This window comes from Microbacterium sp. NPDC012755, assembly GCF_042901325.1.
In the GTDB taxonomy this organism is placed as follows: Bacteria; Actinomycetota; Actinomycetes; order Actinomycetales; family Microbacteriaceae; genus Microbacterium; species Microbacterium natoriense.
In genome coordinates, this window is the sequence record NZ_JBIBCT010000001.1 from 2,964,169 (window position 1) to 2,986,471 (window position 22,303).

Annotated in this window: 26 protein-coding genes; 22 read left to right on the forward strand and 4 right to left on the reverse strand. The window is 67.8% G+C overall.

Annotated features, from left to right (window positions below):
* The first annotated feature begins 3 nt into the window (after positions 1–3).
* Entirely contained in the window at positions 4–699 is a 696-nt protein-coding gene (gene trmD / locus ACFY5A_RS13815) for a tRNA (guanosine(37)-N1)-methyltransferase TrmD (protein ID WP_387235947.1), read from the forward strand.
* Here trmD and ACFY5A_RS13820 read toward each other — a convergent pair.
* Positions 696–1,268 carry a histidine phosphatase family protein gene (locus ACFY5A_RS13820; protein ID WP_341942242.1) on the reverse strand — a complete coding sequence of 191 codons (573 nt, stop codon included), beginning with the start codon at positions 1,266–1,268 and terminating at the stop codon, positions 696–698. The genes trmD and ACFY5A_RS13820 overlap by 4 nt on opposite strands.
* A gap of 81 nt (positions 1,269–1,349) precedes the next feature.
* Here ACFY5A_RS13820 and ACFY5A_RS13825 point away from each other — a divergent pair, with 81 nt between their 5' ends.
* Positions 1,350–2,087 (forward strand): class I SAM-dependent methyltransferase, encoded by a 738-nt coding sequence (locus ACFY5A_RS13825; protein WP_387234836.1) that lies wholly within the window; start codon positions 1,350–1,352, stop codon positions 2,085–2,087.
* Positions 2,088–2,165: 78 nt separating this feature from the next.
* Here ACFY5A_RS13825 and map read toward each other — a convergent pair whose 3' ends face one another.
* The gene (gene map / locus ACFY5A_RS13830) at positions 2,166–2,948 is read right to left on the reverse strand and encodes a type I methionyl aminopeptidase (protein WP_105673358.1); all 783 of its coding nucleotides are present in this window, start codon (positions 2,946–2,948) and stop codon (positions 2,166–2,168) included.
* 109 nt (positions 2,949–3,057) lie between these two features.
* Here map and ACFY5A_RS13835 point away from each other — a divergent pair, with 109 nt between their 5' ends.
* From ACFY5A_RS13835 to ACFY5A_RS13875, 9 genes are all read left to right on the forward strand, one after another.
* Positions 3,058–3,546, forward strand: coding sequence for an MFS transporter permease (locus tag ACFY5A_RS13835; RefSeq protein WP_105673382.1), 489 nt, complete (start codon positions 3,058–3,060; stop codon positions 3,544–3,546).
* 167 nt (positions 3,547–3,713) lie between these two features.
* Positions 3,714–4,061, forward strand: a complete 348-nt coding sequence (rplS, locus tag ACFY5A_RS13840; protein ID WP_105673383.1) for a 50S ribosomal protein L19 — start codon at positions 3,714–3,716, stop codon at positions 4,059–4,061.
* A 118-nt stretch (positions 4,062–4,179) separates the two neighbouring features.
* A complete protein-coding gene (lepB, locus tag ACFY5A_RS13845; RefSeq protein WP_341942240.1) occupies positions 4,180–4,914 on the forward strand; it encodes a signal peptidase I in 735 nt (244 codons plus the stop codon).
* Entirely contained in the window at positions 4,911–5,570 is a 660-nt protein-coding gene (locus ACFY5A_RS13850; protein ID WP_105673360.1) for a ribonuclease HII, read from the forward strand. The genes lepB and ACFY5A_RS13850 overlap by 4 nt, the downstream gene beginning before the upstream one ends.
* Before the next feature lie 61 nt (positions 5,571–5,631).
* Positions 5,632–5,958: a DUF2469 family protein gene (locus ACFY5A_RS13855; RefSeq protein WP_017204525.1), complete on the forward strand. Its 327-nt coding sequence runs from the start codon at positions 5,632–5,634 to the stop codon at positions 5,956–5,958.
* Between the two features lie 99 nt (positions 5,959–6,057).
* Positions 6,058–6,420 (forward strand): YraN family protein, encoded by a 363-nt coding sequence (locus ACFY5A_RS13860; protein ID WP_387234840.1) that lies wholly within the window; start codon positions 6,058–6,060, stop codon positions 6,418–6,420.
* On the forward strand, positions 6,417–7,946 hold the full coding sequence (locus tag ACFY5A_RS13865) for a YifB family Mg chelatase-like AAA ATPase (RefSeq protein ID WP_387234843.1): 1,530 nt from the start codon (positions 6,417–6,419) through the stop codon (positions 7,944–7,946). The genes ACFY5A_RS13860 and ACFY5A_RS13865 overlap by 4 nt, the downstream gene beginning before the upstream one ends.
* Complete coding sequence (gene dprA, locus ACFY5A_RS13870) at positions 7,946–9,121, forward strand: DNA-processing protein DprA (RefSeq protein WP_387235950.1); 1,176 nt, start codon at positions 7,946–7,948, stop codon at positions 9,119–9,121. Before ACFY5A_RS13865 ends, dprA begins: the two co-directional genes overlap by 1 nt.
* 237 nt (positions 9,122–9,358) lie before the next feature.
* Positions 9,359–10,261, forward strand: coding sequence for a tyrosine recombinase XerC (locus ACFY5A_RS13875; RefSeq protein ID WP_387234846.1), 903 nt, complete (start codon positions 9,359–9,361; stop codon positions 10,259–10,261).
* Positions 10,262–10,330: 69 nt separating this feature from the next.
* Here ACFY5A_RS13875 and ACFY5A_RS13880 read toward each other — a convergent pair whose 3' ends face one another.
* Complete coding sequence (locus tag ACFY5A_RS13880) at positions 10,331–10,711, reverse strand: M23 family metallopeptidase (RefSeq protein WP_341942237.1); 381 nt, start codon at positions 10,709–10,711, stop codon at positions 10,331–10,333.
* 761 nt (positions 10,712–11,472) lie between these two features.
* Between ACFY5A_RS13880 and rpsB the strand changes: the two genes are divergently transcribed.
* The 9 genes from rpsB (at position 11,473) to ACFY5A_RS13925 (ending at position 18,160) form a co-directional block, all read left to right on the forward strand.
* The gene (gene rpsB / locus ACFY5A_RS13885) at positions 11,473–12,384 is read left to right on the forward strand and encodes a 30S ribosomal protein S2 (protein WP_223586473.1); all 912 of its coding nucleotides are present in this window, start codon (positions 11,473–11,475) and stop codon (positions 12,382–12,384) included.
* Positions 12,385–12,434: 50 nt separating this feature from the next.
* The gene (gene tsf / locus ACFY5A_RS13890; protein ID WP_223586472.1) at positions 12,435–13,262 is read left to right on the forward strand and encodes a translation elongation factor Ts; all 828 of its coding nucleotides are present in this window, start codon (positions 12,435–12,437) and stop codon (positions 13,260–13,262) included.
* Positions 13,263–13,353: 91 nt separating this feature from the next.
* On the forward strand, positions 13,354–14,070 hold the full coding sequence (gene pyrH, locus ACFY5A_RS13895; RefSeq protein WP_105673366.1) for a UMP kinase: 717 nt from the start codon (positions 13,354–13,356) through the stop codon (positions 14,068–14,070).
* Positions 14,071–14,137: 67 nt separating this feature from the next.
* Positions 14,138–14,692 carry a ribosome recycling factor gene (frr, locus tag ACFY5A_RS13900; RefSeq protein WP_105673367.1) on the forward strand — a complete coding sequence of 185 codons (555 nt, stop codon included), beginning with the start codon at positions 14,138–14,140 and terminating at the stop codon, positions 14,690–14,692.
* Between the two features lie 6 nt (positions 14,693–14,698).
* Positions 14,699–15,853, forward strand: coding sequence for a phosphatidate cytidylyltransferase (locus ACFY5A_RS13905; protein WP_341942236.1), 1,155 nt, complete (start codon positions 14,699–14,701; stop codon positions 15,851–15,853).
* Positions 15,853–16,431: a DivIVA domain-containing protein gene (locus ACFY5A_RS13910; protein ID WP_341942235.1), complete on the forward strand. Its 579-nt coding sequence runs from the start codon at positions 15,853–15,855 to the stop codon at positions 16,429–16,431. Before ACFY5A_RS13905 ends, ACFY5A_RS13910 begins: the two co-directional genes overlap by 1 nt.
* A gap of 47 nt (positions 16,432–16,478) precedes the next feature.
* Entirely contained in the window at positions 16,479–17,147 is a 669-nt protein-coding gene (locus ACFY5A_RS13915) for a transglycosylase SLT domain-containing protein (RefSeq protein WP_387234851.1), read from the forward strand.
* 9 nt (positions 17,148–17,156) lie between these two features.
* Positions 17,157–17,444, forward strand: a complete 288-nt coding sequence (locus ACFY5A_RS13920) for a hypothetical protein (protein ID WP_387234854.1) — start codon at positions 17,157–17,159, stop codon at positions 17,442–17,444.
* Positions 17,441–18,160 (forward strand): alpha/beta hydrolase, encoded by a 720-nt coding sequence (locus ACFY5A_RS13925; RefSeq protein WP_341942232.1) that lies wholly within the window; start codon positions 17,441–17,443, stop codon positions 18,158–18,160. The genes ACFY5A_RS13920 and ACFY5A_RS13925 overlap by 4 nt, the downstream gene beginning before the upstream one ends.
* Positions 18,161–18,167: 7 nt before the next feature.
* On the opposite strand, the gene ACFY5A_RS13930 is transcribed toward ACFY5A_RS13925, so the two are convergent.
* Complete coding sequence (locus ACFY5A_RS13930; RefSeq protein WP_341942231.1) at positions 18,168–19,217, reverse strand: AI-2E family transporter; 1,050 nt, start codon at positions 19,215–19,217, stop codon at positions 18,168–18,170.
* 183 nt (positions 19,218–19,400) lie between these two features.
* Between ACFY5A_RS13930 and ACFY5A_RS13935 the strand changes: the two genes are divergently transcribed.
* Both ACFY5A_RS13935 and ACFY5A_RS13940 read left to right on the forward strand, forming a co-directional pair.
* Complete coding sequence (locus tag ACFY5A_RS13935; RefSeq protein ID WP_341942230.1) at positions 19,401–21,356, forward strand: glycosyl transferase; 1,956 nt, start codon at positions 19,401–19,403, stop codon at positions 21,354–21,356.
* The gene (locus tag ACFY5A_RS13940) at positions 21,353–22,276 is read left to right on the forward strand and encodes a tetratricopeptide repeat protein (protein WP_387234858.1); all 924 of its coding nucleotides are present in this window, start codon (positions 21,353–21,355) and stop codon (positions 22,274–22,276) included. The genes ACFY5A_RS13935 and ACFY5A_RS13940 overlap by 4 nt, the downstream gene beginning before the upstream one ends.
* The last annotated feature ends 27 nt before the right edge of the window (positions 22,277–22,303 follow it).

The following is a 22,303-nucleotide window of genomic DNA, read 5'->3' on the forward strand; positions in this document are numbered from 1 at the left end:
GCCGTGCGCATCGACGTCCTCTCCATCTTCCCGTCGTACTTCGACGGGCTCACACTGTCGCTGCTCGGCAAGGCGCAGGACGCCGGGATCCTCGATCTGAACGTCCGAGACCTCCGCGACTGGACGTACGACCGTCATCGCACCGTCGATGACACACCGTACGGCGGCGGCGCCGGGATGGTGATGAAGCCCGAGCCCTGGGGCATCGCACTCGACGAGCTCGCCACGGCATCCGAACGGCCGACGATCATCTTCCCGTCGCCGGCGGGCGAGGTCTTCACCCAGGCGACAGCGAGGGAACTCGCGACGCGCGAGCACCTGATCTTCGGGTGCGGACGCTACGAGGGCATCGACGAGCGCGTCTTCGAGTACGCGGACACCGTCGGCGAGGTGCGCCTCATCAGCCTCGGGGACTACGTCCTCAACGGCGGAGAGGTCGCCACGATGGCGATGATCGAGGCGATCGGTCGACTGATCCCCGGAGTGGTCGGCAACCCCGAGAGCCTCGTCGAGGAGTCCCACGAGGACGGGCTGCTCGAGTACCCCTCCTATACGAAGCCGTCCATGTGGCGCGATCGCGCTGTGCCGGACGTGCTGCTCAGCGGCAACCATGCGGCGATCGCGACCTGGCGCCGTGAGCAGCAGCTCGAGCGCACCGCTCGACGCCGACCCGACCTCCTGTCGGAGCAGGACGACTAGAGCATCCTCTCCGCACCGTGGTCGATCTCGAAGACCACGCCGGGCGGATGCCGGAGGCCCAGGGCCGTCGAGGAATCCAGCCCGCGCAGCTCCGCACGCAGCATCCGTCCGATCATCTCGTGACTCACGATCAGCGGTGCACCCTCAGCAGCCCACCCGCATGCCGAGAGAGCTCGACGCGCCCGCGCACGGACCTGTGCGTAGCTCTCGCCGCCGGGGAACGCCCAGCCGTAGCGGTTCTCGGCGCGCTCCTCACGGGCGGTCGGGAATGCGAGGTCTATCTCGTCCCACGTCATCCCCGCCATCTCGCCGTGGTGCAGCTCCGCGAGTTCGTCGATCTCCACGACGCGCGCTCCGAGGACTTCGGCGATGATGCCCGCCGTGTGCACGGCTCTGCCGAGAGGACTGCTGCAGATCGTCGTGATGCCGACAGCGCTGACCCGCAGGGCCGTGGACGCGGCCTGACGCACGCCGTCGACGGTGAGAGGGGAGTCGAGCTGCCCTTGGAGGCGGTGCTCGAGATTCCAGATCGTCTGCCCGTGGCGCACCAGGTACACGCGGTCGGGCACGTGACGATCCTGGGGAATCATGCACTCAATATGGCACAGCCGTGTCGATCCGGGCGCGCCCTGCGCTGATAGCGTCGAGTCATGGTCGATGAAACCCTGGCGCGCTCCTTCGAGGGGATCGGGTCGGAGTACGAGAGGTACCGACCAGGGTTCCCAGCCGGGGCGGTCGAGCTCCTCGCCCCCGACAGGGTGGGAACGATACTCGACCTCGGTGCGGGCACCGGCAAGTTCACCGAACTGCTGATCGGGCGCGCCGATCGTGTGGTCGCCGTCGAGCCGTCGACCGCCATGCTCGACGTGCTGCATGCCAAGCTGCCCGAGGTGACCGCCCTGAGCGGCACCGCGGAGCGGATTCCGCTGGAGGATGGGGCCGCAGACGCCGTCTCCGTCGCTCAGGCGTTCCACTGGTTCGATCGCGAGCCGGCTTGCGCCGAGATCACCCGGGTACTCGCTCCCGGAGGCGCGATGGCGCTGATCTGGAACCGCGCCGATCCTGCATGCGCCTGGGACCGTTCGTGCCATCGAATCGTGCACCCGGCCGTCGGTGCGTCAGACGACACCACGCGCGCCGCCGCGGAGGAGCTTCCCGGATTCCGCTTCTTCCGCCACGAGGAGCTCACCTGGCGGGAGGTCATCTCACGGGACGACTACATCGGTCGATGGACCACGGTGAGCAGTTTCCTCGTCGCCGATGAGCCGCGACGCGCGGAGATGCTGGCCGACGTCCATCGTGTGCTCGATGAACATGTCGACACCGCAGGGCGCGCGGAACTCGATCTGCCGCATCTCACGGACGTGTACCTGTACCGTCGCGCCTGAGGGACCGTCCTCTTCGCCCGAACGACGGCGTGTGGGGGCCCGTCGCGTCGTGGAAGCCGACGCGACTCGGCGGCTGAGTCAGTCGACGCCGAGGAAGGAGCGGTCGGTGAGGATGATCGGACCGTCCTCGGTGACCGCGACGGTGTGCTCCGAGTGCGAACCCCGAGAGCCGTCCACGCTGCGCAGCGTCCAGCCGTCGGGGTCCGTGATCAGCTCGTCCGTGGTGGCGAGCAGCCACGGCTCCAGGGCGAACACGAGTCCCGCGCGCAGCGGGAAGCCACGACCGGCTCGCCCGTCGTTGGGCACATGCGGGTCGCCGTGCATGATGCGTCCGACCCCGTGGCCGCCGAAATCGGTGTTGATCGAGTAGCCCTCGCCGTGTGACACGGCGGCGATGGCCGCAGAGATGTCGCCGATGCGGTTGCCGACGACAGCGGCCTGGATCGCCGCGTCCAGCGCGCGCTCCGTGGTCTCGATGAGGCGGAGGTCCTCGTCGCGCGGTGTGCCGACGACGAACGACACCGCCGAATCGGCGACCCAGCCGTCCACGGACACGGCGAAGTCGAGCGACACGAGGTCCCCGTCGCGAATCGTGTAGTCGTGGGGGAGTCCGTGCAGGACCGCGTCGTTCACCGAGGTGCAGATGACCTTGCCGAACGGACTCGCTCCGAACGAGGGGTGGTAGTCGATGTAGCAGGACTCGGCGCCGGCCTTGCGGATCATGTCGTGTGCGCGACGGTCGATCGAGAGGAGGTTCGTGCCGACCTTCGTCTCGTCGCGCAGGGTCGCCAGGGTCTCGGCGACGAATCGCCCGGCTGCGCGCATCTCGTCGATCTCGGCAGGGGTGCGCAGTTCGATCATGGGGTGTCCTCTCGTCCACTCCATTCTCCCTGATGCGGCGGCCGCGGAGATCCGCGCGCTCACAGCGAACACCGGGGTGAGGGTGGGCCGCGCGTCGTACGATCTGAGCATGTGGTTGCGTCAGGCGTTCTTCCGGTGGCTGCTTCCGGCTGCCTTCCTGCTCCCGCTCTGGCTGGTCATCGGGGGGATCGTCTTCCACGCGGGGTGGGGGATGCTCTGGGTGCTGTTCATCGCGGTGCCCTCGGTCTTCGTCGGGCAGCTTCTCCTCACGCTGCTCACGCGCTCTCGCCCGTCGGTCCGCATCGAACGGGCGGTGTCCTGGTGGGACGTCGCCGGTTTCACGCTCTGGCATGCGCTCACCATCGCGGTCGGCTGCTTCATCGAGGGCGCATTCGGTTGGTTGCTGGCCGGCGCCATCATCGTGGGCATCGCGCTCGTCTGGCTCCAGCTGTGGCAGCTCTGGAGCGAGGCGAAGGGCAGCGGCGCCCGTCTCCGGGAGACCATCTCGTGGTCGACGGTTCCCGCGCCGGACGAGCCCGCGCCGCAGACCACCGTGCACGAGGTCATCGTCGTGCGGGAGACCGACCCCCGCGACTGATCCTCGTTTTGGCCGCGGCACGCATCCATGGCAGAATGGATGTTTGTGCCGTGACCGGTTCTGCCTCAGGGGAACCCGCGGACGCGCAAGCGCCGTACGATGCACATCCGTTCTTGTTCCTTTGAAAACATGCAACCGACCTGAGGCGAGTGCAGAAAGAGACGATCATGCAGATCCTCGACGCCGTCGATGCGGCTTCGCTCCGTTCCGACATCCCGGTCTTCAACCCCGGCGACACTGTCAACGTCCACGTGAACATCACCGAGGGCACCCGCTCTCGCGTCCAGGTCTTCAAGGGCGTCGTCATCGGCCGCCAGGGCGACGGCGTGCGCGAGACCTTCACGGTCCGCAAGATCAGCTTCCAGGTGGGCGTCGAGCGCACCTTCCCGGTGCACTCCCCGGTGATCGACCACATCGAGGTCGTCACCCGCGGTGACGTGCGTCGCGCGAAGCTCTACTACCTCCGCCAGCTGCGCGGCAAGAAGGCGAAGATCAAGGAGAAGCGCGACAACTGACGCGCAGGTTCTCCACAGCACCCCGGGACACGATGTTCCGGGGTGCTGTGTTTTGCGCCGGATGTGCGACCCTTGGTAGTGCCGTCTCAGAGCGGTGCGAGACTGTGAAGGAACCTTGATGACGACTGAGCCCGCCACCGCGTCCACGCCACCCGTCAAGCGGCGCCGCGGGTTCCTCATCTTCCTGCGCGACGTTCTGGTGATCGTGCTGATCGCCGCGCTGGTGTCCTTCGTCGTGAAGACCTTCGTCGTGCGCTCCTTCTACATCCCGTCGGCGTCCATGGAGCAGACGCTCATGGTCAACGACCGCATCCTGGTCGACGAGCTCACCCCGCACTGGACGGGATACGACCGCGGTGACGTCGTGGTGTTCAAGGACCCGGGCGGCTGGCTCGACCCGCAGCCGCAGACCCCGGCGGCGCCGCCGCTCGTGCAGGCGGTGGACTGGGTTCTCAACCTCGTCGGCATTTCCGCGACCGACTCGCAGGATCATCTGGTCAAGAGGATCATCGGGCTCCCCGGCGATCACGTCGTGTGCTGCAACGCGCTCGGCCAGATCACCATCAACGGCACCCCCATCGACGAGCTGTCCTATCTGAACCTCCCGCAGGGGGACACGGCCGCCTCCAACGCGCCCTTCGACGTGGTGGTTCCGAAGGATTCCCTCTGGCTGCTGGGAGACAACCGCGATCGCTCGCGCGATTCCCGTGAGCATCAGGATCTCCCGAGCGGAGGCTTCGTGCCTCTCGCGAACGTCGTGGGCAAGGCGTTCCTCACGACCTGGCCCCTGAACCGCTTCGGGACGATCGACGGCCACCACGACACCTTCAACGGCGTGCCGGATCCGGAATGACCGTCGTCGCACCCAAGCTCACCCTCGAACGGAAGCTCCTGAGCGAGTGCGAGCTGATCATCTCGCTCGACGAGGTGGGCAGGGGCGCACTCGCGGGACCGGTCGCCGTCGGAGCGGCCGTGATGGATGCGGCTGGTGCACGTCGCCGCGTTCCCGAAGGCCTGCGTGATTCGAAGCTCGTCACCGAGAAGCGTCGTCCGGACGTCGCAGCGCGCGCCGCGGCCTGGGTGCGTGCATCCGGTGTCGGCTGGGCCAGTGCGGCGGAGATCGACGAGGTCGGGATCATGAGGGCGCTGGGGCTCGCGGCGTCACGAGCCGTGCAGAGCGTGGTGGATCAGGGCGTCGCCATCGAGAGCGCTCTCGTTCTGCTCGACGGGAACCATGACTACGTCTCTCGGGTGCACCCGGTGCCGCTCCGCGTGCGCTCCCAGGTGAAGGCCGACCGCGACTGCGCATCGGTGTCGGCGGCATCGGTGATCGCGAAGGTCGCGAGAGACACGCACATGGCCGAGCTGCATCTCTCGCATCCCGACTACCAATGGGACAGGAACAAGGGCTATGCCAGCCCCGAGCATCGCGACGCCATTCGCGCACGGGGACTGTCTCCTCATCACCGTGCATCGTGGGCGATCACGGACGCTCCCACGCTGTTCTGATCCGCGTTCTGAGCGGCTCCGTGCCGCGCGGTGGTGCGCACGACTCTAGGATGGACACATCATGGATGAGGAAGCATTCGACGACTACGACCGCGAACTCGAGCTGGCGCTGTTCCGCGAGTACCGGGACGTCGTCTCCCAGTTCCAGTACGTCGTCGAGACGGAGCGACGGTTCTACCTGGCGAACGAGGTGAACGTCGTCCGTCGTGACACCGAGCACGACTTCTACTTCGAGATCTCGATGAGCGATGTCTGGGTGTGGGACATCTACCGCGCTGATCGCTTCGTGAAGGCCGTGCGCGTCCTCACGTTCAAGGACGTCAACGTCGAAGAGCTGCAGCGTCGGGAGTTCGAACTTCCGCAGGAGCTCTCCCTCGACGGCGAGTAGCCGTCCCCAGGAGGCGATCCTCGGCGAGTTGTCCACCGATTCGCGGAATGGTGAGAGCGCGCCCGCACTCCTCGTGAGGCGGATCGGCAGGCTGTCGACATGGCAGCGAAAGACGACCTCGGCGCAGCGGGGGAAGAGCGGGCGACCCGCTATCTGATCGACCACGGGTACGAGATACTCGACCGGAACTGGCGATGTCCGCAGGGCGAGATCGACATCGTCGCCGCGAAGGGCCAGGTGCTCGCGATCGTCGAGGTCAAGACCCGTCGGTCGACGGCGTTCGGCCATCCGTTCGAGGCGATAGACGCACGAAAACGACGCAGGCTGTGGCAGCTCGCACATGCCTGGATGGAGCGGCACTCCGATCAGGTTCGGGGAAGGACGGTCCGGCTCGACGCGATCGGGGTGATCGGGCCAGACCCGGATGCCGGAGTGCTCGAACACCTGAAGGATCTGTCATGACGACGGCGCGGACCTGGGCGGTCGCGTTGTCGGGGGTCGACGGGCACCTGGTCGAGGTCGAGGCAGACCTCTCGAATCAGACGCCGGAGTTCAAGATCATCGGCCTCCCCGACAAGGCCCTGGGTGAGGCGGTCCAGCGCGTCCACAATGCGTGCAAGAACGCGGAGCTCGACCTTCCGCGCCGACGACTCACCGTGAACCTGTCACCCGCGAGTCTTCCCAAGCACGGATCGGGATTCGACCTGGCGATCGCCGTATCGGCGCTGGCTGCAGGGGGAGCGGTGCAGCAGAGGTCGATCTCCCGCACGGTGCACATCGGCGAACTCGGCCTGGATGGTCGGGTGAGACCGGTGCCAGGGGTGCTGCCCGCCGTGTTCGCGGCGGCACGCGCCGGCTTCGACCAGGTGATCGTCCCTCATGCGAATGCCGACGAAGCTCGTCTCGTGCCGGGCACCGATGTGCGTGCCGCTCGCTCGCTGGCGGAGGTCGCCGTCTGGCACGGAGCCGATGTGGTGGTTCCGGAGGTCGATCCCGTGCCCGCCGCGGCTCCTTCCGTCGAACCCGAGGCTCACGGTGATCTGGCGGACGTGGTGGGCCAGGACGAAGCGGTGACGGCGCTCATCGTCGCGGCCACTGGAGGCCACCACATGCTGTTGAGCGGTCCTCCCGGCGCGGGAAAGACGATGCTCGCCCGAAGACTGCCGGGGATACTCCCGAGGTTGACGGAGGGCGAGGCATTGGAGGTCGCATCGATCAGGTCTCTGACCGGCGGCTCCGTCGCAGTGCTCGACCACAGAGCTCCGCTGGAGGCACCGCACCACAGCGCATCGGTCACCGCGCTCGTGGGCGGAGGGTCCCGTGCCGTGCGCCCGGGGGCGATCGTCCGTGCGCACCGCGGGGTGTTGTTCCTCGACGAAGCGGCGGAGTTCTCCAGGGTCGCGTTGGATGCGTTGAGACAGCCGCTGGAGTCAGGGAAGATCGACGTGCACCGCGCCGGCTTCACCGCTCACTTCCCCGCGCGGTTCCAACTGCTCCTCGCGATGAATCCCTGCCCCTGCGGCAACTACGGTGTGCGAGGGGCGGAGTGCGTATGCCCGTCCATGGCCATTCGACGGTATGCGACGCGACTCTCCGGTCCCCTCCGGGACAGGATCGACATCGATCTGCCCGTGGCGCGCGTCGCAACCTCGCGGGCGATGTCCGCTGGGCGATCCGCACTGTCGTCGGCGGAGGCGCAGCAGCGTGTCATCGAAGGAAGGGAGCGGGCGGCCGCTCGGCTGAAGGGCACGCCATGGCGTCTGAACGGCGATGTTCCCGGAACCTGGCTCCGCCAGACATCGCAGCGGATCGATCAGGCTGCACGGGTGCCGTTGGAGCGCGCCCTGGAACGCGGCGCCCTGACACTTCGAGGGTACGACCGCGTGCTGCGGCTCGCCTGGACCATGGCAGACCTCGAAGGCCGCGAGCGACCAGGGCTCGACGAGGTCGGGCGAGCGCTGGTGCTCAAGAGAGGCGGCGCGTCGTGATGGATGCTCTGCGTCAGGACGAGGCGCTCGTGAAGGCCCTTCGGCGGGCGCGCCCCGACGATGACATCGCGGAAGTCGCGGCCCGTGTCGCGTGGAATGTGCTCGTCGAACCGGGCGATGCCGTCGCCGGAGCTCTGATCGCGGAACTGGGTGCAGAGGAGGCGCTCCGATTCGCCTTCGCCGACGACGGGGGCTCCCTCGCCTATCAGAGACGGTCGCGCGCGCTCAGAGACGCACTCGGCAGATGGCGTCCTCGTGCCTCTGTAGATGCCGTCCGCAGCGCCGTGACTGACGCGGAGCACGTCGCGGCGACCCTGCTCCTCCCCGGCGACGGCCTCTGGCCTGAGTCCCTCGATGACCTCGGGCACCATGCACCGACGATGCTGTGGGTGCGCGGGGATGCTGCCGTCCTCACTGCGTCGCCTCGTGCGTCGATCGTCGGCGCCAGGGCATCGAGCACCTATGGAGAGTTGCTCGCGTCGGAGTTCGCAGGGGATCTCGCAGCGAGCGGAGTCGTGATCGTCTCGGGCGGCGCGTACGGAATTGACGGAGCGGCTCATCGGGCAGCGCTCGGTGTCGGCGGGGCGACCGTTGCGCTGCTGGCAGGCGGTGTGGATCGGGCCTATCCGCAGGGACATCAGGAGTTGTTGGGGGCGATCGCCAGGAGTGGCGCGGTGGTCAGCGAGGTTCCCTGCGGTACGGCGCCGTCCAAGTGGAGGTTCCTGAGCAGGAACAGGCTGATCGCGGCGCTCGGCCAGGCCACGGTGGTCATCGAGGCGGGGTGGAGAAGTGGCTCGCTCAACACGGCCGGGCACGCGGCGTCCCTCGGGCGTCCGCTCGGTGCGGTCCCCGGGCCGGTCACCTCCGCGGCGTCAGCGGGCTGCCATCGTCTGCTTCGCGAGTACGACGCGCGCTGCGTCACGACGACAGCGGAGATCCGAGAACTGTGGGGTGAGCCCGTTCGCGACCAGAGTGCGAATGTCACCGACCCTGAACTGACGAGGCTGCTCGACGCCCTGCCGACGCGCTCGCGCGCCTCGACGCAGGAGCTCGCGCGACGGAGCGGTCTGGCGCCCGACAAGGTCACGGCCCTGCTCGGCCTTCTCGAAGTCGAGTCCGTGGTCGACCGCAGAGACGACGGATGGCGGCGCATATCGACACGCGACCGGGGATAAGAGGCCTCCGATCGCAGCGATGCGCGCGGCGTGATCTTGAGAGCGCCTCATCTCTGACGGCGTGGACGGCACATCTTTCAGCATCACACCGAAGCGGCGAGGGTGAGCCGTGGTGAGCATCAGGCCGAAGCGGCGGGGTGAGCAGGAGGCTCAAGCGGCGGGGTGAGCCGTGGTGAGCATGACGCCGAAGCGGCGAGGCTGAGCGGTGATGGATGTAGGGCGGGGCAAGCTGTAGCCATGGAGTTCGCGGCGGCGGCGGAGGCGTTCACCGAGCATCTGCAGCAGGTGCGGCGGCTGTCGCCGGCGACGGTGCGCGCCTATCGGTCGGACCTGCGTGACCTCGGTGGTTCGTTCGACGGCGCCGATCTCGCGGCGGTCGATCTCGAGGTGCTGCGCGACTGGCTCTGGAAGGCCACGCAGAGAGGTGATGCGCGATCGACGCTCGCACGGCGTACGGCGGCAGCCCGTTCGTTTTTCACGTGGGCGCTCGAGCAGGAGCTGATCGATCGCGATCCGAGCCTTCGCCTCGTCGCGCCCAAGCGTGGGCGAACGCTGCCGACAGTGGCCTCCCAGGACGCGATGCGCGAACTTCTCGAAACGAAACGGGCCGCGGCGGTTGACGGAGATCCGATCGCGCTGCGAGACCACGCGATCCTGGAGCTCCTGTACGGAGCAGGAATCCGCGTCTCAGAATTGTGCGGACTCGACATCGATGATCTCGATCTCGACCGCGGCACCGCCCGTGTTCTCGGAAAGGGTGCGAAGGAGAGGGTGGTTCCGTTCGGGGTGCCGGCGCGCATCGCGGTCGCCGGCTACCTCACCCGAGCGCGTCCGTCGCTCCGTGCACGAGCCGAGACCGCAACGCCCGCGGTGTTCCTCGGGGCTCGTGGGGCTCGCGTCGGTGCCCGAGCCGTGTACTCGCTGGTCGCCGACGCGCTCGCCCCGTTCGTCGGGGCGGAGACCGTGGGGCCACATGCACTCAGGCACACGGCCGCCACTCACCTGCTCGACGGGGGAGCGGACCTCCGCGCGGTGCAGGAGATCCTCGGGCACGCCAGTCTCGGCACGACCCAGATATACACCCACGTGTCGGCCGAACGTCTGACGGCGACGTATCGTCTGGCGCATCCCCGTGCATGAGCATGCCAGCGCGTGAGCGGCTGCCTTTCTCCGACGCAATCTCGACCGTGTGCGGCGGGCCGCCCCGGCCTAGAGTGGGGCGCAGCACGGAAGCAGCACCGCCCTGGGCACGTCTCCGAAGAGAAGCATCGGATTGATGTAGGCGCCGCCGAGCCGAACTCCGAGGTGCAGTGTGCCTGCGAACGCGTGCCCGCCGATCGCGACGGTCCCGATCGGCTGGCCTGCCGACACGACGTCTCCGGGAGACAGGTCTGACGTCAGCGGCTCGAAGGTCGACACGTAGCCGCCGGGATGCTCGATCGTGAGCAGGGCGCGGTCGACGACGATCCCGCGGAACGCCACGACGCCGTCTGCCGGTGCGTGAACGACAGAGCCGGGTGCGGAGGCCAGATCGATACCCCGGTGGCCAGGACCGTACTCATGCGCGGGGGCGCGATAGGGAGCGGTCACCTCGTGCGCCCCGTCGAGCGGCCACGCCCACCGCGGATAGTCGCCGTCCGGATCCCCTGCTGAAACGAAGGCCCCGCTCGCTGACGCGACGGCTTGGCTTGCAGGTGTGAGGGTGCCGCTCGCTGACGCGACGGCTTGGCTTGCAGGTGTGAGGGTCCCGCTCGCAGACACGTCGGCTTGGCTCGCAGGTGTGAGGATCCCGTTCACAGACGCGACGACTTGGACTGTAGGCGTGAGGATCCCTGTCGTGAAGATCCCGCTTCCGGGCGAGACCGTTCCATTGGCAGACAGGAGGGACCCGTTGACCGGCGTGAAGACGGCTCGCGCAGGCGTGAACGCTCGGTCCGCTGACGCGAGCGCGCCGTCCGCAGGCATGTGCGAGAGCAGGAGGAGAGCGATGAGGAGAATGCCGGTGCCGAGACGTTCCAGTGTGCGCATGAGCGTCATACTGCCCCGCACGGACAGAGACGCTGCGATGCAGATCGCGTACCGGACGGAAGCGGGGGAGAAGTGGCTTCGGGTCTGCCGTTGTGAAGGAGGAATGGAGGCGACGGCATCCTGTATGCTGAAGGGGCACCTCGAAATCGAGGTGACTACGCGTGCCCTGAGCGACCACTGCATTTCTGCGGAGGTCGTGGCATCCACTCCCACAGGTCCATCTCGCAAGAGGTGGCGGGCGTGTGTCGGGCACCAGGCAGTCCGATCATCCGATCGGCGATAACCTCAACGGCGCAGAACCGCGCCAGAACAAGGAGACGACCATGGCTGTGGTCACCATCCGCCAGCTGCTCGACAGCGGCGTGCACTTCGGACACCAGACCCGCCGGTGGAACCCGAAGGTGAAGCGCTTCATCCTCACCGAGCGCAGCGGCATCCACATCATCGACCTGCAGCAGTCGCTGGGCTACATCGACAAGGCGTACGACTTCGTCAAGGAGACCGTCGCTCACGGCGGCACCATCCTCTTCGTCGGCACCAAGAAGCAGGCGCAGGAGATCCTCGCAGAGCAGGCCACCCGCGTCGGCCAGCCCTACGTCAACCAGCGCTGGCTCGGTGGACTCCTCACCAACTTCTCCACCATCGCGAAGCGTCTCGCTCGCATGAAGGAGCTCGAGGAGCTTGACTACGAGAACCCGGCCGCTTCGGGCTTCACGAAGAAGGAGCTCCTCCTCAAGAAGCGCGAGCTCGACAAGCTGCACAAGTCGCTCGGCGGTATCCGCAACCTCACCAAGACGCCGTCCGCGCTCTGGGTCGTCGACGCCAAGCGCGAGCACCTCGCCATCGACGAGGCCAAGAAGCTCGGCATCCCGGTGATCGGCATCCTCGACACCAACGCGGACCCGGACGACTTCCAGTACCCGATCCCCGGTAACGACGACGCGATCCGCTCCGTCTCGCTGCTCACCCGCATCATCGCGGATGCAGCTGCCGAGGGCCTCCAGCAGAAGCACAACCCGGAGACCGGTGACGCCGAGCCGCTCGCGGACTGGGAGCGCGAGCTTCTCGAGACCCCGGCCGAGGAGACTCCGGCTGACGCCGCCGAGCTCGTCGAGGCCCCCGCGGTCGCTGCAGCCGACGAGGCCGGCGCCGAGGCGCACGACGAGGCCGTCGCGGTCGAGTCCGGCGAGGAGACCGCAGAGGTCGCCGCCGCCGAGGCAGCAGACTCCAAGTAATCCACGCGAACACCACGCACACACACCTACGAAGCAAGGAGCCACCACACATGGCCAACTTCACCATCGCCGACCTCAAGGCGCTGCGTGAGCAGCTCGGAACGGGAATGGTCGACACCAAGAAGGCGCTCGAGGAGGCTGACGGAGACGTCGAGAAGGCCACCGAGATCCTGCGCCTGAAGGGTGCCAAGGGCAACGCGAAGCGCGCCGACCGCTCCACCAGCGAGGGCCTCATCGTCGCCCGCGAGCAGGATGGCGCTGTGACGCTCATCGAGCTCGCCTGCGAGACCGACTTCGTCGCGAAGAACGAGCGTTTCATCGCCCTCGCCGACAAGGTCGCCGACGCTGCTGCCGCTGTCAAGGCGGACTCGGTCGAGGCGGCTCTGGCCGCTCAGGCCGGCGAGAAGAACGTCGAGACGATCATCTCGGAAGAGGCTGCGATCATCGGCGAGAAGGTCGAGCTCCGTCGCGTCCGCACCATCTCGGGCGACAAGGTCGAGGTCTACCTGCACCGCACGAGCAAGGACCTGCCGCCGCAGATCGGCGTCGTCGTCGCCTACTCGGGTGACGACGCGGAGACCGCTCGCAGCATCGCGCAGCACATCTCGTTCGCCAACCCGTCGTACCTCTCCCGCGAGGACGTCCCGGCCGACGCCGTCGAGAAGGAGCGTGAGATCGTCACCGAGATCTCCCGCAACGAGGGCAAGCCCGAGGCGGCTCTGCCGAAGATCGTCGAAGGCCGTGTGTCCGCGTTCATCAAGCAGGTCGCCCTGCTCGAGCAGGACTACGCGAAGGATAACAAGCTCTCTGTCGCCCAGGTGGCGAAGGACGCCGGTATCACCGTGACGGACTTCGCGCGCTTCAAGGTCGGCGCGTAGCACCGTCGAAGGGGTTCGGATCGTCTCGATCCGAACCCCTTCTTCATGCCCAAGAGGCACTATCTTGAATCGGGACGAGAGGACAACACCCATGACCGAACGCACCGGACGCCGCCGCGTCCTTCTGAAACTCTCCGGTGAGGCCTTCGGCGCCGGTCAGCTGGGCGTCAACCCCGACGTCGTCAGCCAGATCGCCCGTGACATCGCGGCCGCCGTCGATCGTGTCGAGATCGCGATCGTCGTCGGTGGAGGCAACTTCTTCCGCGGCGCCGAACTCAGCCAGCGCGGTATGGACCGTGGTCGTGCGGACTACATGGGCATGCTCGGCACCGTCATGAACGCCCTCGCCCTGCAGGACTTCCTCGAGCAGGCAGGCGCACCCACCCGCGTCCAGTCCGCGATCTCGATGACCCAGGTCGCTGAGCCGTACATCCCGTTGCGCGCGGAGCGCCACATGGAGAAGGGCCGCGTCGTGATCTTCGGCGCGGGGGCAGGCCTGCCCTACTTCTCGACCGACACGGTCGCCGCTCAGCGCGCGCTCGAGATCGGCGCCCAGGAGGTCCTCGTCGCCAAGAACGGCGTCGACGCGATCTACACCGCCGACCCGAACAAGCATGCCGATGCCGAGCGCATCGAGCGGGTCACCTACCGCGACGCGCTGCAGCGCGGCCTGAAGGTCGTCGACTCCACGGCGTTCAGCCTGTGCATGGACAACAACATGGACATGCGCGTCTTCGGCATGGAGCCCGCGGGCAACGTGACTCGTGCGCTGCTCGGCGAGCCCATCGGCACTCTCGTCACCGCCTGAGCGCCTCAGCGGGCTCAGAGCCCGCGACCGATAGAATTTTCAGAACACCCCGACGATAGGAGTCACCGTGATCGCGGATGTCCTCGCTGAAACCACCTCTCGCATGACGCGCGCCGTCGATGCCGCCAAGGAGGACTTCGCCACGGTCCGTACGGGACGTGCGAACCCTCAGATGTTCCAGAAGGTGCTGGTGGACTACTACGGCACGCCGACCCCGCTCGCTCAGCTCGCCTCGCTCGCGAACCCCGAGGCGCGTTCGCTCATCATCACGCCGTACGACAAGTCCGCGCTGAAGGCCATCGAGCAGGCGATCAGGGACATGCCGAACCTCGGCGCCAACCCGACCAACGACGGCAACATCGTGCGCGTGACGATGCCCGAGCTGACGGCTGACCGTCGCAAGGAGTACGTCAAGCTCGTGAAGGCCAAGGGCGAGGACGCGAAGGTCCACGTCCGCGGCATCCGTCGCAAGGCCAAGGACGAGCTGGACGCCCTGAAGAGCGAGCTCGGCGAGGATGAGATCGCTCGAGGCGAGAAGGAACTCGACGCACTCACGCGCCAGCACGTCGATCTGATCGACGACGCTCTCAAGCGCAAAGAGGCTGAGCTCCTCGAGGTGTGATCGGACATGTCCGACGATTCGCGCGAGGCCGTCGACGGCACGCCGCCGGGGCGCCGAGAGGCGCGCGGTTCGGCGACCCCGTCGGGCGGCGTTCCGCTGGCCGATGAGGCCTTTCCGGCCTTCGACGCATCGAGCATCCCGCCGCGACCCTCGCTGCCCGCTCCCGCCCAGTCCGATGCTCTTCTGAGCACGGGGGAGCACAACGCGATCCGGGAGCAGTGGAGAGCGGCTCGCGATGAGCTGGGCAGCCACGTCTCCCATGCTCGTGACCAGCTCGATCAGGCGAACGAGCGGATCAAGCAGCGCAATGAGCGGATCAAGCAGCGCACCGGTCGGGACCTGATCCTCGCGATCGGGATCGGCCTCGCGTTCGGCGCAGCCCTGCTCGCCTCCCTTCTGTTCGACAAGGTCTACTTCGTGCCGCTGGCGCTGGCCGCCGCCCTTCTCGGGGTGTACGAGGTCACGCTCGCGCTGCGTGGTGCCGGTCGACGGATCGATCTGGCACCGCAGCTCATCGCTGCGGCTCTGCTGGTCGGTCCTGCGTACTTCGTCGAGATCTGGCTCGTCTGGGTGATGCTCTTCCTCGCCGTGGCCTTCGTGATCGTGTGGCGACTTGTCGCGCAGATGGTCGAGAAGGACGGGCGCACCTACGGGGATGTCCTCTCGGATGCCGTCATCGGCGGATTCGTCCAGATCTATGTGCCCTTCCTCGCTGCAGTGGCGCTGATCCTGCTCCGTCAGGAGGGTGGACAGTGGTGGGTGCTGAGCTTCATCGCGATCGCCGTCGCGGCCGACACGGGAGCGTACGCTGCCGGCCTGGCCTTCGGTAAGCACCCGATGGCCCCCAGGATCAGCCCCAAGAAGACCTGGGAGGGATTCGCCGGGGCCGTCGTCGCGTCGATCACTGCCGGCGTGCTCCTCGCGCTGTTCCTCCTCGAGCTGCCGTGGTGGGCCGGAGCGATCTTCGGAGTCGCGATCCTGCTGTCGGCCACTCTCGGCGATCTCGCCGAGAGCATGCTCAAGCGTGACATCGGCATCAAGGACATGAGCTCCTGGCTGCCTGGGCACGGGGGGCTGCTCGATCGCCTCGACAGCATCCTGCCGTCGACGATCCCCGCCCTGTGCCTCTACTTCCTTCTCTCTCCCTGGGTGGTGCTGTGATGGCTTCAGAAGATTCTCTCGCTCTCGACAAGACCGAGGCTCCGCCGGCGTTCTCTCTCGTCAGTGGACGGACCCGCGGGTACCACCGCGCTGCCGTCGACACGTTCCTGTCTGCGGCTCGCACGGCGTTCGAGGGCGGCGGTGACCTGACCGCGGCGGATGTCCGCATCGCGTCCTTCCCCCTGGTGAAGAACGGCTACGTGGTGGCGGAGGTCGACGCGGCTCTCGGTCGTGTCGAGGACGCCCTCGCCGGACGCGAGCGCGACAGGGTCGTGCGCTCTCAGGGAGCGGGCGTCTGGGTCGAGCAGGCCCGCGAGGAGGCCCAGGTGATCCTGGATCATCTGGCGCGGCGCAAGCGTCATCGCTTCGCTCGAACCGGTGTGCTCACGTTCGGCTACCGGATCGACGAGGTGGACCACGTCGCCGCACGCATCGTCCGCTACCTTCGCGACGGTGAGGCGCTCACGGCCGAGCAGCTGCGCTCTGCCGCCTTCCGCATGCAGCGCGGCGGGTACCGCGAAGAGCAGGTGGATGCGCTCATCGATGCGACGGTCGACGTCATCCTGGCCGTTCGCTGAGAGTTCAGAGGCCCGTCTCAGAGATGACCGGTAGACTTCGACGCATCGTGAACTCCCGAAAAGACATGATCTCCGAACGAAACGACGTGAAGGTTGCTCCGGCATCCACGGCGTTGTCGTCGCGCACGGGAACCCGCGGACGTCGGGCGGCAGGTATCGTCGCCGCTCTCGCGGTCGTCGGATTCGCGGGCGCCATGGTCGCGCCGACCGGTATTGCGCTGGCCGATCCGCCCGCAGAGGCTGCGACCGAATCGGCGTTCTCGGCGGCTCTGGTCGACACGCAGAACCTCACCGTCACGGTCGAGGGTGCGACGATCGCTCCGATCGAGCGCGGCACCTTCTCGGTCTATGTGACCCCGAAGCCGACCCCGACGGCGACGGCGAAGCCGGCCTCGACGGGTGGCGGAGGGGGCGGCGGACCGCTCTTCTACACGGGCGGCGGGGCTCCCGCCGAGTGGATGTCGGCCGCAGGGATCTCTGAAGGCGACTGGGGATACGTCGACTACATCGTCTCCCGCGAGAGCGGATGGAATCCCAACGCGACCAACAGGAGCTCGGGTGCCTGCGGACTCGTCCAGGCTCTCCCGTGCAGCAAGGTCCCGGGCAACGGCTACGACCCGGTGGACAACCTGCGCTGGGCGACCGGTTACGCGACCGGCCGCTACGGCAGCTGGGCCGGCGCGCAGGCGTTCTGGTCGAAGAACCACTGGTGGTGAGCTCGGGTCATGGCCCGCTCACGGAAACGCCGTCCGGCGCGCCCTGACACCGAGGACTCCCTGGATCGTCTGCTCTCCTCCTGGAAGCGCACCGAGGTGCGCCGTGGCGTCGAGTGGACCGTGCAGCCGGTCTCGGGCGCCCAGGCTCTGAAGGACTACATCTGCCCCGGATGCGGTCGCTCCGTCGAGGCGGGGACGGCTCATCTCGTGGCCTGGCGCGCGGACGGGGTGCTCGGCGATGCCGCCGACCTCGCTGCGCGCCGTCATTGGCATTCGCACTGCTGGAGGATTGCATGACCATCGAGATCCGTGGCCCCCTGGAGCTTCCGGCGGCGCGTGAGGACATCGTCCTGCAGACGGCGGACGGTCTCACTCTCGTCGGCGAGCTGGCTCTTCCCGAGGCGCATGCGCCTGTCGCGACGCTGGTGACGCTGCATCCGCTCCCGACGGCCGGCGGTTTCATGGACTCCCACATCCTCCGGAAGGCGGCCGCCCGCCTCCCTGCGCTCGCGGACCTCGGGGTGCTGCGTTTCAACACGCGCGGGACGACGTCGCCCAGGGGAACGAGCGACGGCGCGTTCGACGGCGGAGCGGCCGAGCAGTTCGACGTCGCGGCCGCGATGGACTTCGTCCGCGAGCGCGCTCTTCCCCGGCCCTGGCTGGTCGGCTGGTCATTCGGCACCGAGCTCGCCCTCAAGTACGGCCGAGAGCACGATATCGAAGGCATCGTCCTGCTGTCCCCGCCGCTGCACCGCGCCACCGAGGCGGAGGTGGCCGCATGGGCGGAGACCGATCACGAGGTGGTCATCCTCGTTCCGGAACTCGACGACTATCTGCGCCCGAAAGAGGCAGCGGATCGATTCGCGTCGATCCCTCATGCCCGGCTGATCGCCGTCGAAGGCGGCAAGCACCTCTGGGTGGGGGAGAGCCAGACGAGACGGGTCCTCACCGAGATCGTCGCGGCCGTCAATCCTTCCGCGCTTCCGCTGGCCACGCACTGGCCGACGGACTGACGACGGATCAGCGTTCGTTCATCCGGGGGATCAGTACCTGCCGGTAGATGATCAGGACGCTCGCGGCCACAGGGATAGCGATGAGAGCGCCGAGCAGGCCCAGGAGGCTTCCACCGGCGAGAGCGGCGACGACCACCACCGCACCGGGGACCGATACCGCCCGACTCATGATGCGCGGCGAGATGATGTACGCCTCGATCTGCATGTAGATGAGGTAGTAGATGGCTGCGGCGATCGCGGTCGCGGGGGAGCCGAGGCCGGGGATCAGGCACGCCAGCACGATGATCGTCGATCCCGTCAGCGTGCCGACGAGCGGGATGAGAGAGAAGAAGAAGGCGACGACGGCGAGGACCGCGGTGAACGGCGCCTGGATGATCGAGAGGAAGATCATGCTGAGCACGCCGTTGATCGCGCCCTGCGCGACCTGACCCATGACGTAGTACCCCACGGAGTCCGTGATCTGCTCGGCGAGGTCGATGAAGCGCTCGCGCTTCGACGCGGGGGCGAGCTGGTAGACCGCCCGCTTGAGCGACGGGGTCGACGCGGTGAGGTAGATGGTCAGGATCAGCACGATGAAGGCGCCGAAGAGGCCGCTGAGGATCGCCCCGCTCGCGGCGATCACGCCCTGACCGATCTCCGTGAGGTTCGTGTTGAGCCAGTCCTCCAGGTAGCTGAAGACCTTGTCCACATCCAGATTCGGGAAGGTGGCGACGATCCAGTCCCGCGTGTCGTCGATCAGGTTGCTGCGCTGCACGATGGCCGTGATCTGCGCGACGAGCTCGGAGATCTGATCGACCAGCACCGGCAGGACGATCAGGACGATACCGGCGAAGACGCCGAGCACGGCCAGGATCGTCACGAGGACGGCGAGCCAGCGGGGGAGACGGCGCCGCTCGAGGAAGGACACGAGCGGGTCGAGGCCGAGGCTGAGGAACAGTGCGGTGCCGACGTAGAGCAGGATCGTCGACAGATTCTGCAGGCTGCCGATGAGCATCACGCCCAGACCCACGCCGAGCGTCGCCACGAGGGCGGTGCGGAACGGGTTGTGGATCTTCATCGGAGCTCCTCGGGCGAATCGGCTGAAGCAAGGCTATCGAGCAGAGCCCTTCCAGACGCTCCCGACGTGCCGTGGAGCCGGCCCGTCGACGCCCTCGTGGGCAACACACAGGAGCTTTCGCTAGTCTGGAACGTCGAGTGTTGCGATTCGGACGGATGTCCGAGGCGCGTGAGGAGACTATTCGTGCGTTTCGTATGGGCCGTCGTGGCCTTCGTGCTGGCCACGGTTCTGATCGGTGCGGGCATCGCACAGCGAACCATCTTCCTGGGTCCGGACTCGCAGCAGACGACGGTCAAGGTCGAGGAGCCCGCTCCGTTCGTGATGCTGGATGGTGACGTGCTGCGCCAGCACCCAGGTATGCAGACGCTGATCGTGCAGGGAGGCGGAGACATCTTCGCCGCGTACGGTCGCACGGCAGACATGAAGGCCTGGCTCGCCGACACCTCGTACAACCACGTCACCGTCGGCAAGAGCGGCGCGTTGAACGTGAAGCTCGTCGAGGCGGAGACGTCGGATGCTGCGGATCCCGGAACCGGCGACGGCTCGACGCCGGCACCCACCGAGACGCCGGCCGCCGATGACGGATCGACCGATGCGACGACCGGCGGGCACAACCCCGCCGGATCCGACCTCTGGCTCGACTCCTTCACCAACGCCGACACCCTGATCGCCGACAAGATGCAGCTGCCCGACGGTGTCAGCATGCTGATCGCCTACGACGGCACGAAGAACGCACCCGACGACATCAAGGTCTCCTGGCCGCTGGACACCTCCACGCCGCTCGCGGGCCCCCTCGTCGCCGCCGGTGTGCTCGTCCTGCTCGTCGGCCTCGTCCTCTACATCCTCGCGATCCGTCACCAGCGCCGCGGACGTGGTCCGCGCCGCAAGGGTCCCGGCCCGCTCCCGGTGACCGAGCCCATCGACGTGGCCGCGCTGCCCGCTGCCGAGCGTGCAGTGATCGAATCCTCGTCCACCCCCGCCGCCGCAGACGCCGCAGAGACGCCGGAGGCGCCGAAGGAGGACGATCCGGAGTCCGCGCCGCCGAAGACCGAGATGCGGAGCGCGCGACCGGCTCGCCGCCGCTGGGCGCTCGCCCTTCCCGCTCTCGCGGTCACAGCTGTCCTGGCGACCGGGTGCACCGCCGACTCGTGGCCGCAGCTCGGGGCATCCACGCCCACCCCTACTCCGACGCCGACCGTGATCGCCCCGGAGAACCAGAAGCCACCGGCTGTCACGGAGGCGCAGGCGAAGCGGATCCTCGAGAGCATCTCGTCGACCGTGGCTGATGCCGACTCCGCGATGGACATCGAGCTCGCGAAGACCCGTCTCGACGGCGCCGCGCTGGCGACGCGCGCGACGGACTACGCACTGCGCGCCGCGATCCCCGAGACTCCCGTCCCGGCGGTCATCCCCACCGATGACGTCGAGGTCGTGCTTCCCGAGGCGACCGATCGCTGGCCGCGCACCGTGCTCCTGCTGTCGAAGAGCAAGGGCGACGAGACCGTGCCGCCCGTCATCCTCACCATGACGCAGCAGGACCCGTGGTCGAACTACAAGGTCACCAACATCGCGGAGATGTCGGCGGACTCGGTGTTCCCTGAGGTCGTCGCCCCGTGGCTCGGCACCTCGCTCGTCCCGGACGATTCCGCGTTCCTCAGCCTGGCTCCGGGTAAGCTCGCCGCGGCGTTCGCCGACGTGGTCGATGCGAACGAGCAGAGCGCGTCCTACGGCGCATTCGATGAACTGGCGCTCAAGTACGCGACCTCCATCCGCGACAGCCGGCAGGCCGTGGTGGACAACCTCGCCGCCAACAACGCCGCCGAGACCTCGCAGACCGCCTTCGACATCGTCCCGTCCGATTCGCCCCCGGTCTCGATGACGACCCTCGACAGCGGAGCGATCGTCGCGGTCTCCCTGATCGACACGCAGACGGTCACTCCGACGTCGGCGGAGGCCGTGATCCGGTTCGAGAAGAACCCCGAGGCGAAGGCCCTGACCGGAGTCACCGAGTCCGCCAAGGGCGTGGCCACGAAGTACGAGTTCCAGCTGTTCTTCGCCGTTCCGGCGCAGGGGTCGACGGAGCAGATCCGTCTCCTCGCCGTGCGGCAGGACCTTCTCTCCGTCGAGGTGATCAAGTGAGCGAGATCTCGCCCGCAGCCCTTCGCGGCGCCGTCGACCTCTCGACGCTCCGCAACCGCCCCGCTGCCCCCGCGCAGGGAGCCCCCGCGCCCGGCGTGACCGACGTCGTCGTCGACGCCACCGACGAGTCCTTCGGCGAGATCCTCGAGATCTCTCGCACCGTCCCCGTCGTCGTTGACCTCTGGGCGGAGTGGTGCGGTCCCTGCAAGCAGCTCAGCCCGATCATCGAGAAGGTGACCCGCGAGCTGAACGGCCGCGTGCTGCTCGCCAAGGTCGATGTCGACGCGAACCCCCAGCTTGCGCAGGGGTTCCGCGCGCAGTCGATCCCCATGGTCGTGGCGGTCATCGCCGGTCAGCCCGTGCCGATGTTCACCGGTGCGGTGCCGGAGCAGCAGGTGCGGGACGTGTTCGCCCAGCTGCTGCAGCTCGCCGCGCAGAACGGCGTCACCGGCACGCTCACGGTGGGAGAGGGCGCGGAGCCCGCTGCCGAGCCCGAAGAGCTGCCGCTGCCCCCGCTGCATGCCGAGGCCTACGCCGCGATCGAGGCGGGCGACTACGCCGCCGCGATCGTGGCCTACGAGAAGGCGCTCGCGGAGAACCCTCGCGATGAGGAGGCGATCGCCGGTCTCGGCCAGGTGCGTCTTCTCGATCGCGTGCAGTCTCTCGACCTCCAGGCTGCTCGTGCGGCGGCGGCCGCAGGTCCGCTCGACGTGCAGGCGCAGTTCGATGTCGCCGATCTCGATCTCGCAGGCGGACACATCGACGACGCGTTCGGGCGACTGCTCGATCTCTTCGAGAAGCTGCCGTCCGACGAGCGCACCGCCGTGAGGGAGCGCCTCGTCGAGCTCTTCGGTCTCATCGGGGCCGCTGACCCCCGCGTCGGCGCTGCACGCAACCGGCTGACCTCGCTGCTGTTCTGATCGATGCGCCGTGGGCCCGTCACGGGC

Excerpts from the sequence above, each read along its gene's own strand:
- ACFY5A_RS13825 (WP_387234836.1), top strand. The coding sequence starts at position 1,350 with ATGGTCGATGAAACCCTGGCGCGCTCCTTCGAGGGGATCGGGTCGGAG.
- map (WP_105673358.1), bottom strand. The coding sequence starts at position 2,948 with ATGATCGAACTGCGCACCCCTGCCGAGATCGACGAGATGCGCGCAGCC.
- ACFY5A_RS13835 (WP_105673382.1), top strand. The coding sequence starts at position 3,058 with ATGTGGTTGCGTCAGGCGTTCTTCCGGTGGCTGCTTCCGGCTGCCTTC.
- rplS (WP_105673383.1), top strand. The coding sequence starts at position 3,714 with ATGCAGATCCTCGACGCCGTCGATGCGGCTTCGCTCCGTTCCGACATC.
- lepB (WP_341942240.1), top strand. The coding sequence starts at position 4,180 with ATGACGACTGAGCCCGCCACCGCGTCCACGCCACCCGTCAAGCGGCGC.
- ACFY5A_RS13850 (WP_105673360.1), top strand. The coding sequence starts at position 4,911 with ATGACCGTCGTCGCACCCAAGCTCACCCTCGAACGGAAGCTCCTGAGC.
- ACFY5A_RS13855 (WP_017204525.1), top strand. The coding sequence starts at position 5,632 with ATGGATGAGGAAGCATTCGACGACTACGACCGCGAACTCGAGCTGGCG.
- ACFY5A_RS13860 (WP_387234840.1), top strand. The coding sequence starts at position 6,058 with ATGGCAGCGAAAGACGACCTCGGCGCAGCGGGGGAAGAGCGGGCGACC.
- ACFY5A_RS13865 (WP_387234843.1), top strand. The coding sequence starts at position 6,417 with ATGACGACGGCGCGGACCTGGGCGGTCGCGTTGTCGGGGGTCGACGGG.
- dprA (WP_387235950.1), top strand. The coding sequence starts at position 7,946 with ATGGATGCTCTGCGTCAGGACGAGGCGCTCGTGAAGGCCCTTCGGCGG.
- ACFY5A_RS13875 (WP_387234846.1), top strand. The coding sequence starts at position 9,359 with ATGGAGTTCGCGGCGGCGGCGGAGGCGTTCACCGAGCATCTGCAGCAG.
- rpsB (WP_223586473.1), top strand. The coding sequence starts at position 11,473 with ATGGCTGTGGTCACCATCCGCCAGCTGCTCGACAGCGGCGTGCACTTC.
- tsf (WP_223586472.1), top strand. The coding sequence starts at position 12,435 with ATGGCCAACTTCACCATCGCCGACCTCAAGGCGCTGCGTGAGCAGCTC.
- pyrH (WP_105673366.1), top strand. The coding sequence starts at position 13,354 with ATGACCGAACGCACCGGACGCCGCCGCGTCCTTCTGAAACTCTCCGGT.
- ACFY5A_RS13905 (WP_341942236.1), top strand. The coding sequence starts at position 14,699 with ATGTCCGACGATTCGCGCGAGGCCGTCGACGGCACGCCGCCGGGGCGC.
- ACFY5A_RS13910 (WP_341942235.1), top strand. The coding sequence starts at position 15,853 with ATGGCTTCAGAAGATTCTCTCGCTCTCGACAAGACCGAGGCTCCGCCG.
- ACFY5A_RS13920 (WP_387234854.1), top strand. The coding sequence starts at position 17,157 with ATGGCCCGCTCACGGAAACGCCGTCCGGCGCGCCCTGACACCGAGGAC.
- ACFY5A_RS13925 (WP_341942232.1), top strand. The coding sequence starts at position 17,441 with ATGACCATCGAGATCCGTGGCCCCCTGGAGCTTCCGGCGGCGCGTGAG.
- ACFY5A_RS13930 (WP_341942231.1), bottom strand. The coding sequence starts at position 19,217 with ATGAAGATCCACAACCCGTTCCGCACCGCCCTCGTGGCGACGCTCGGC.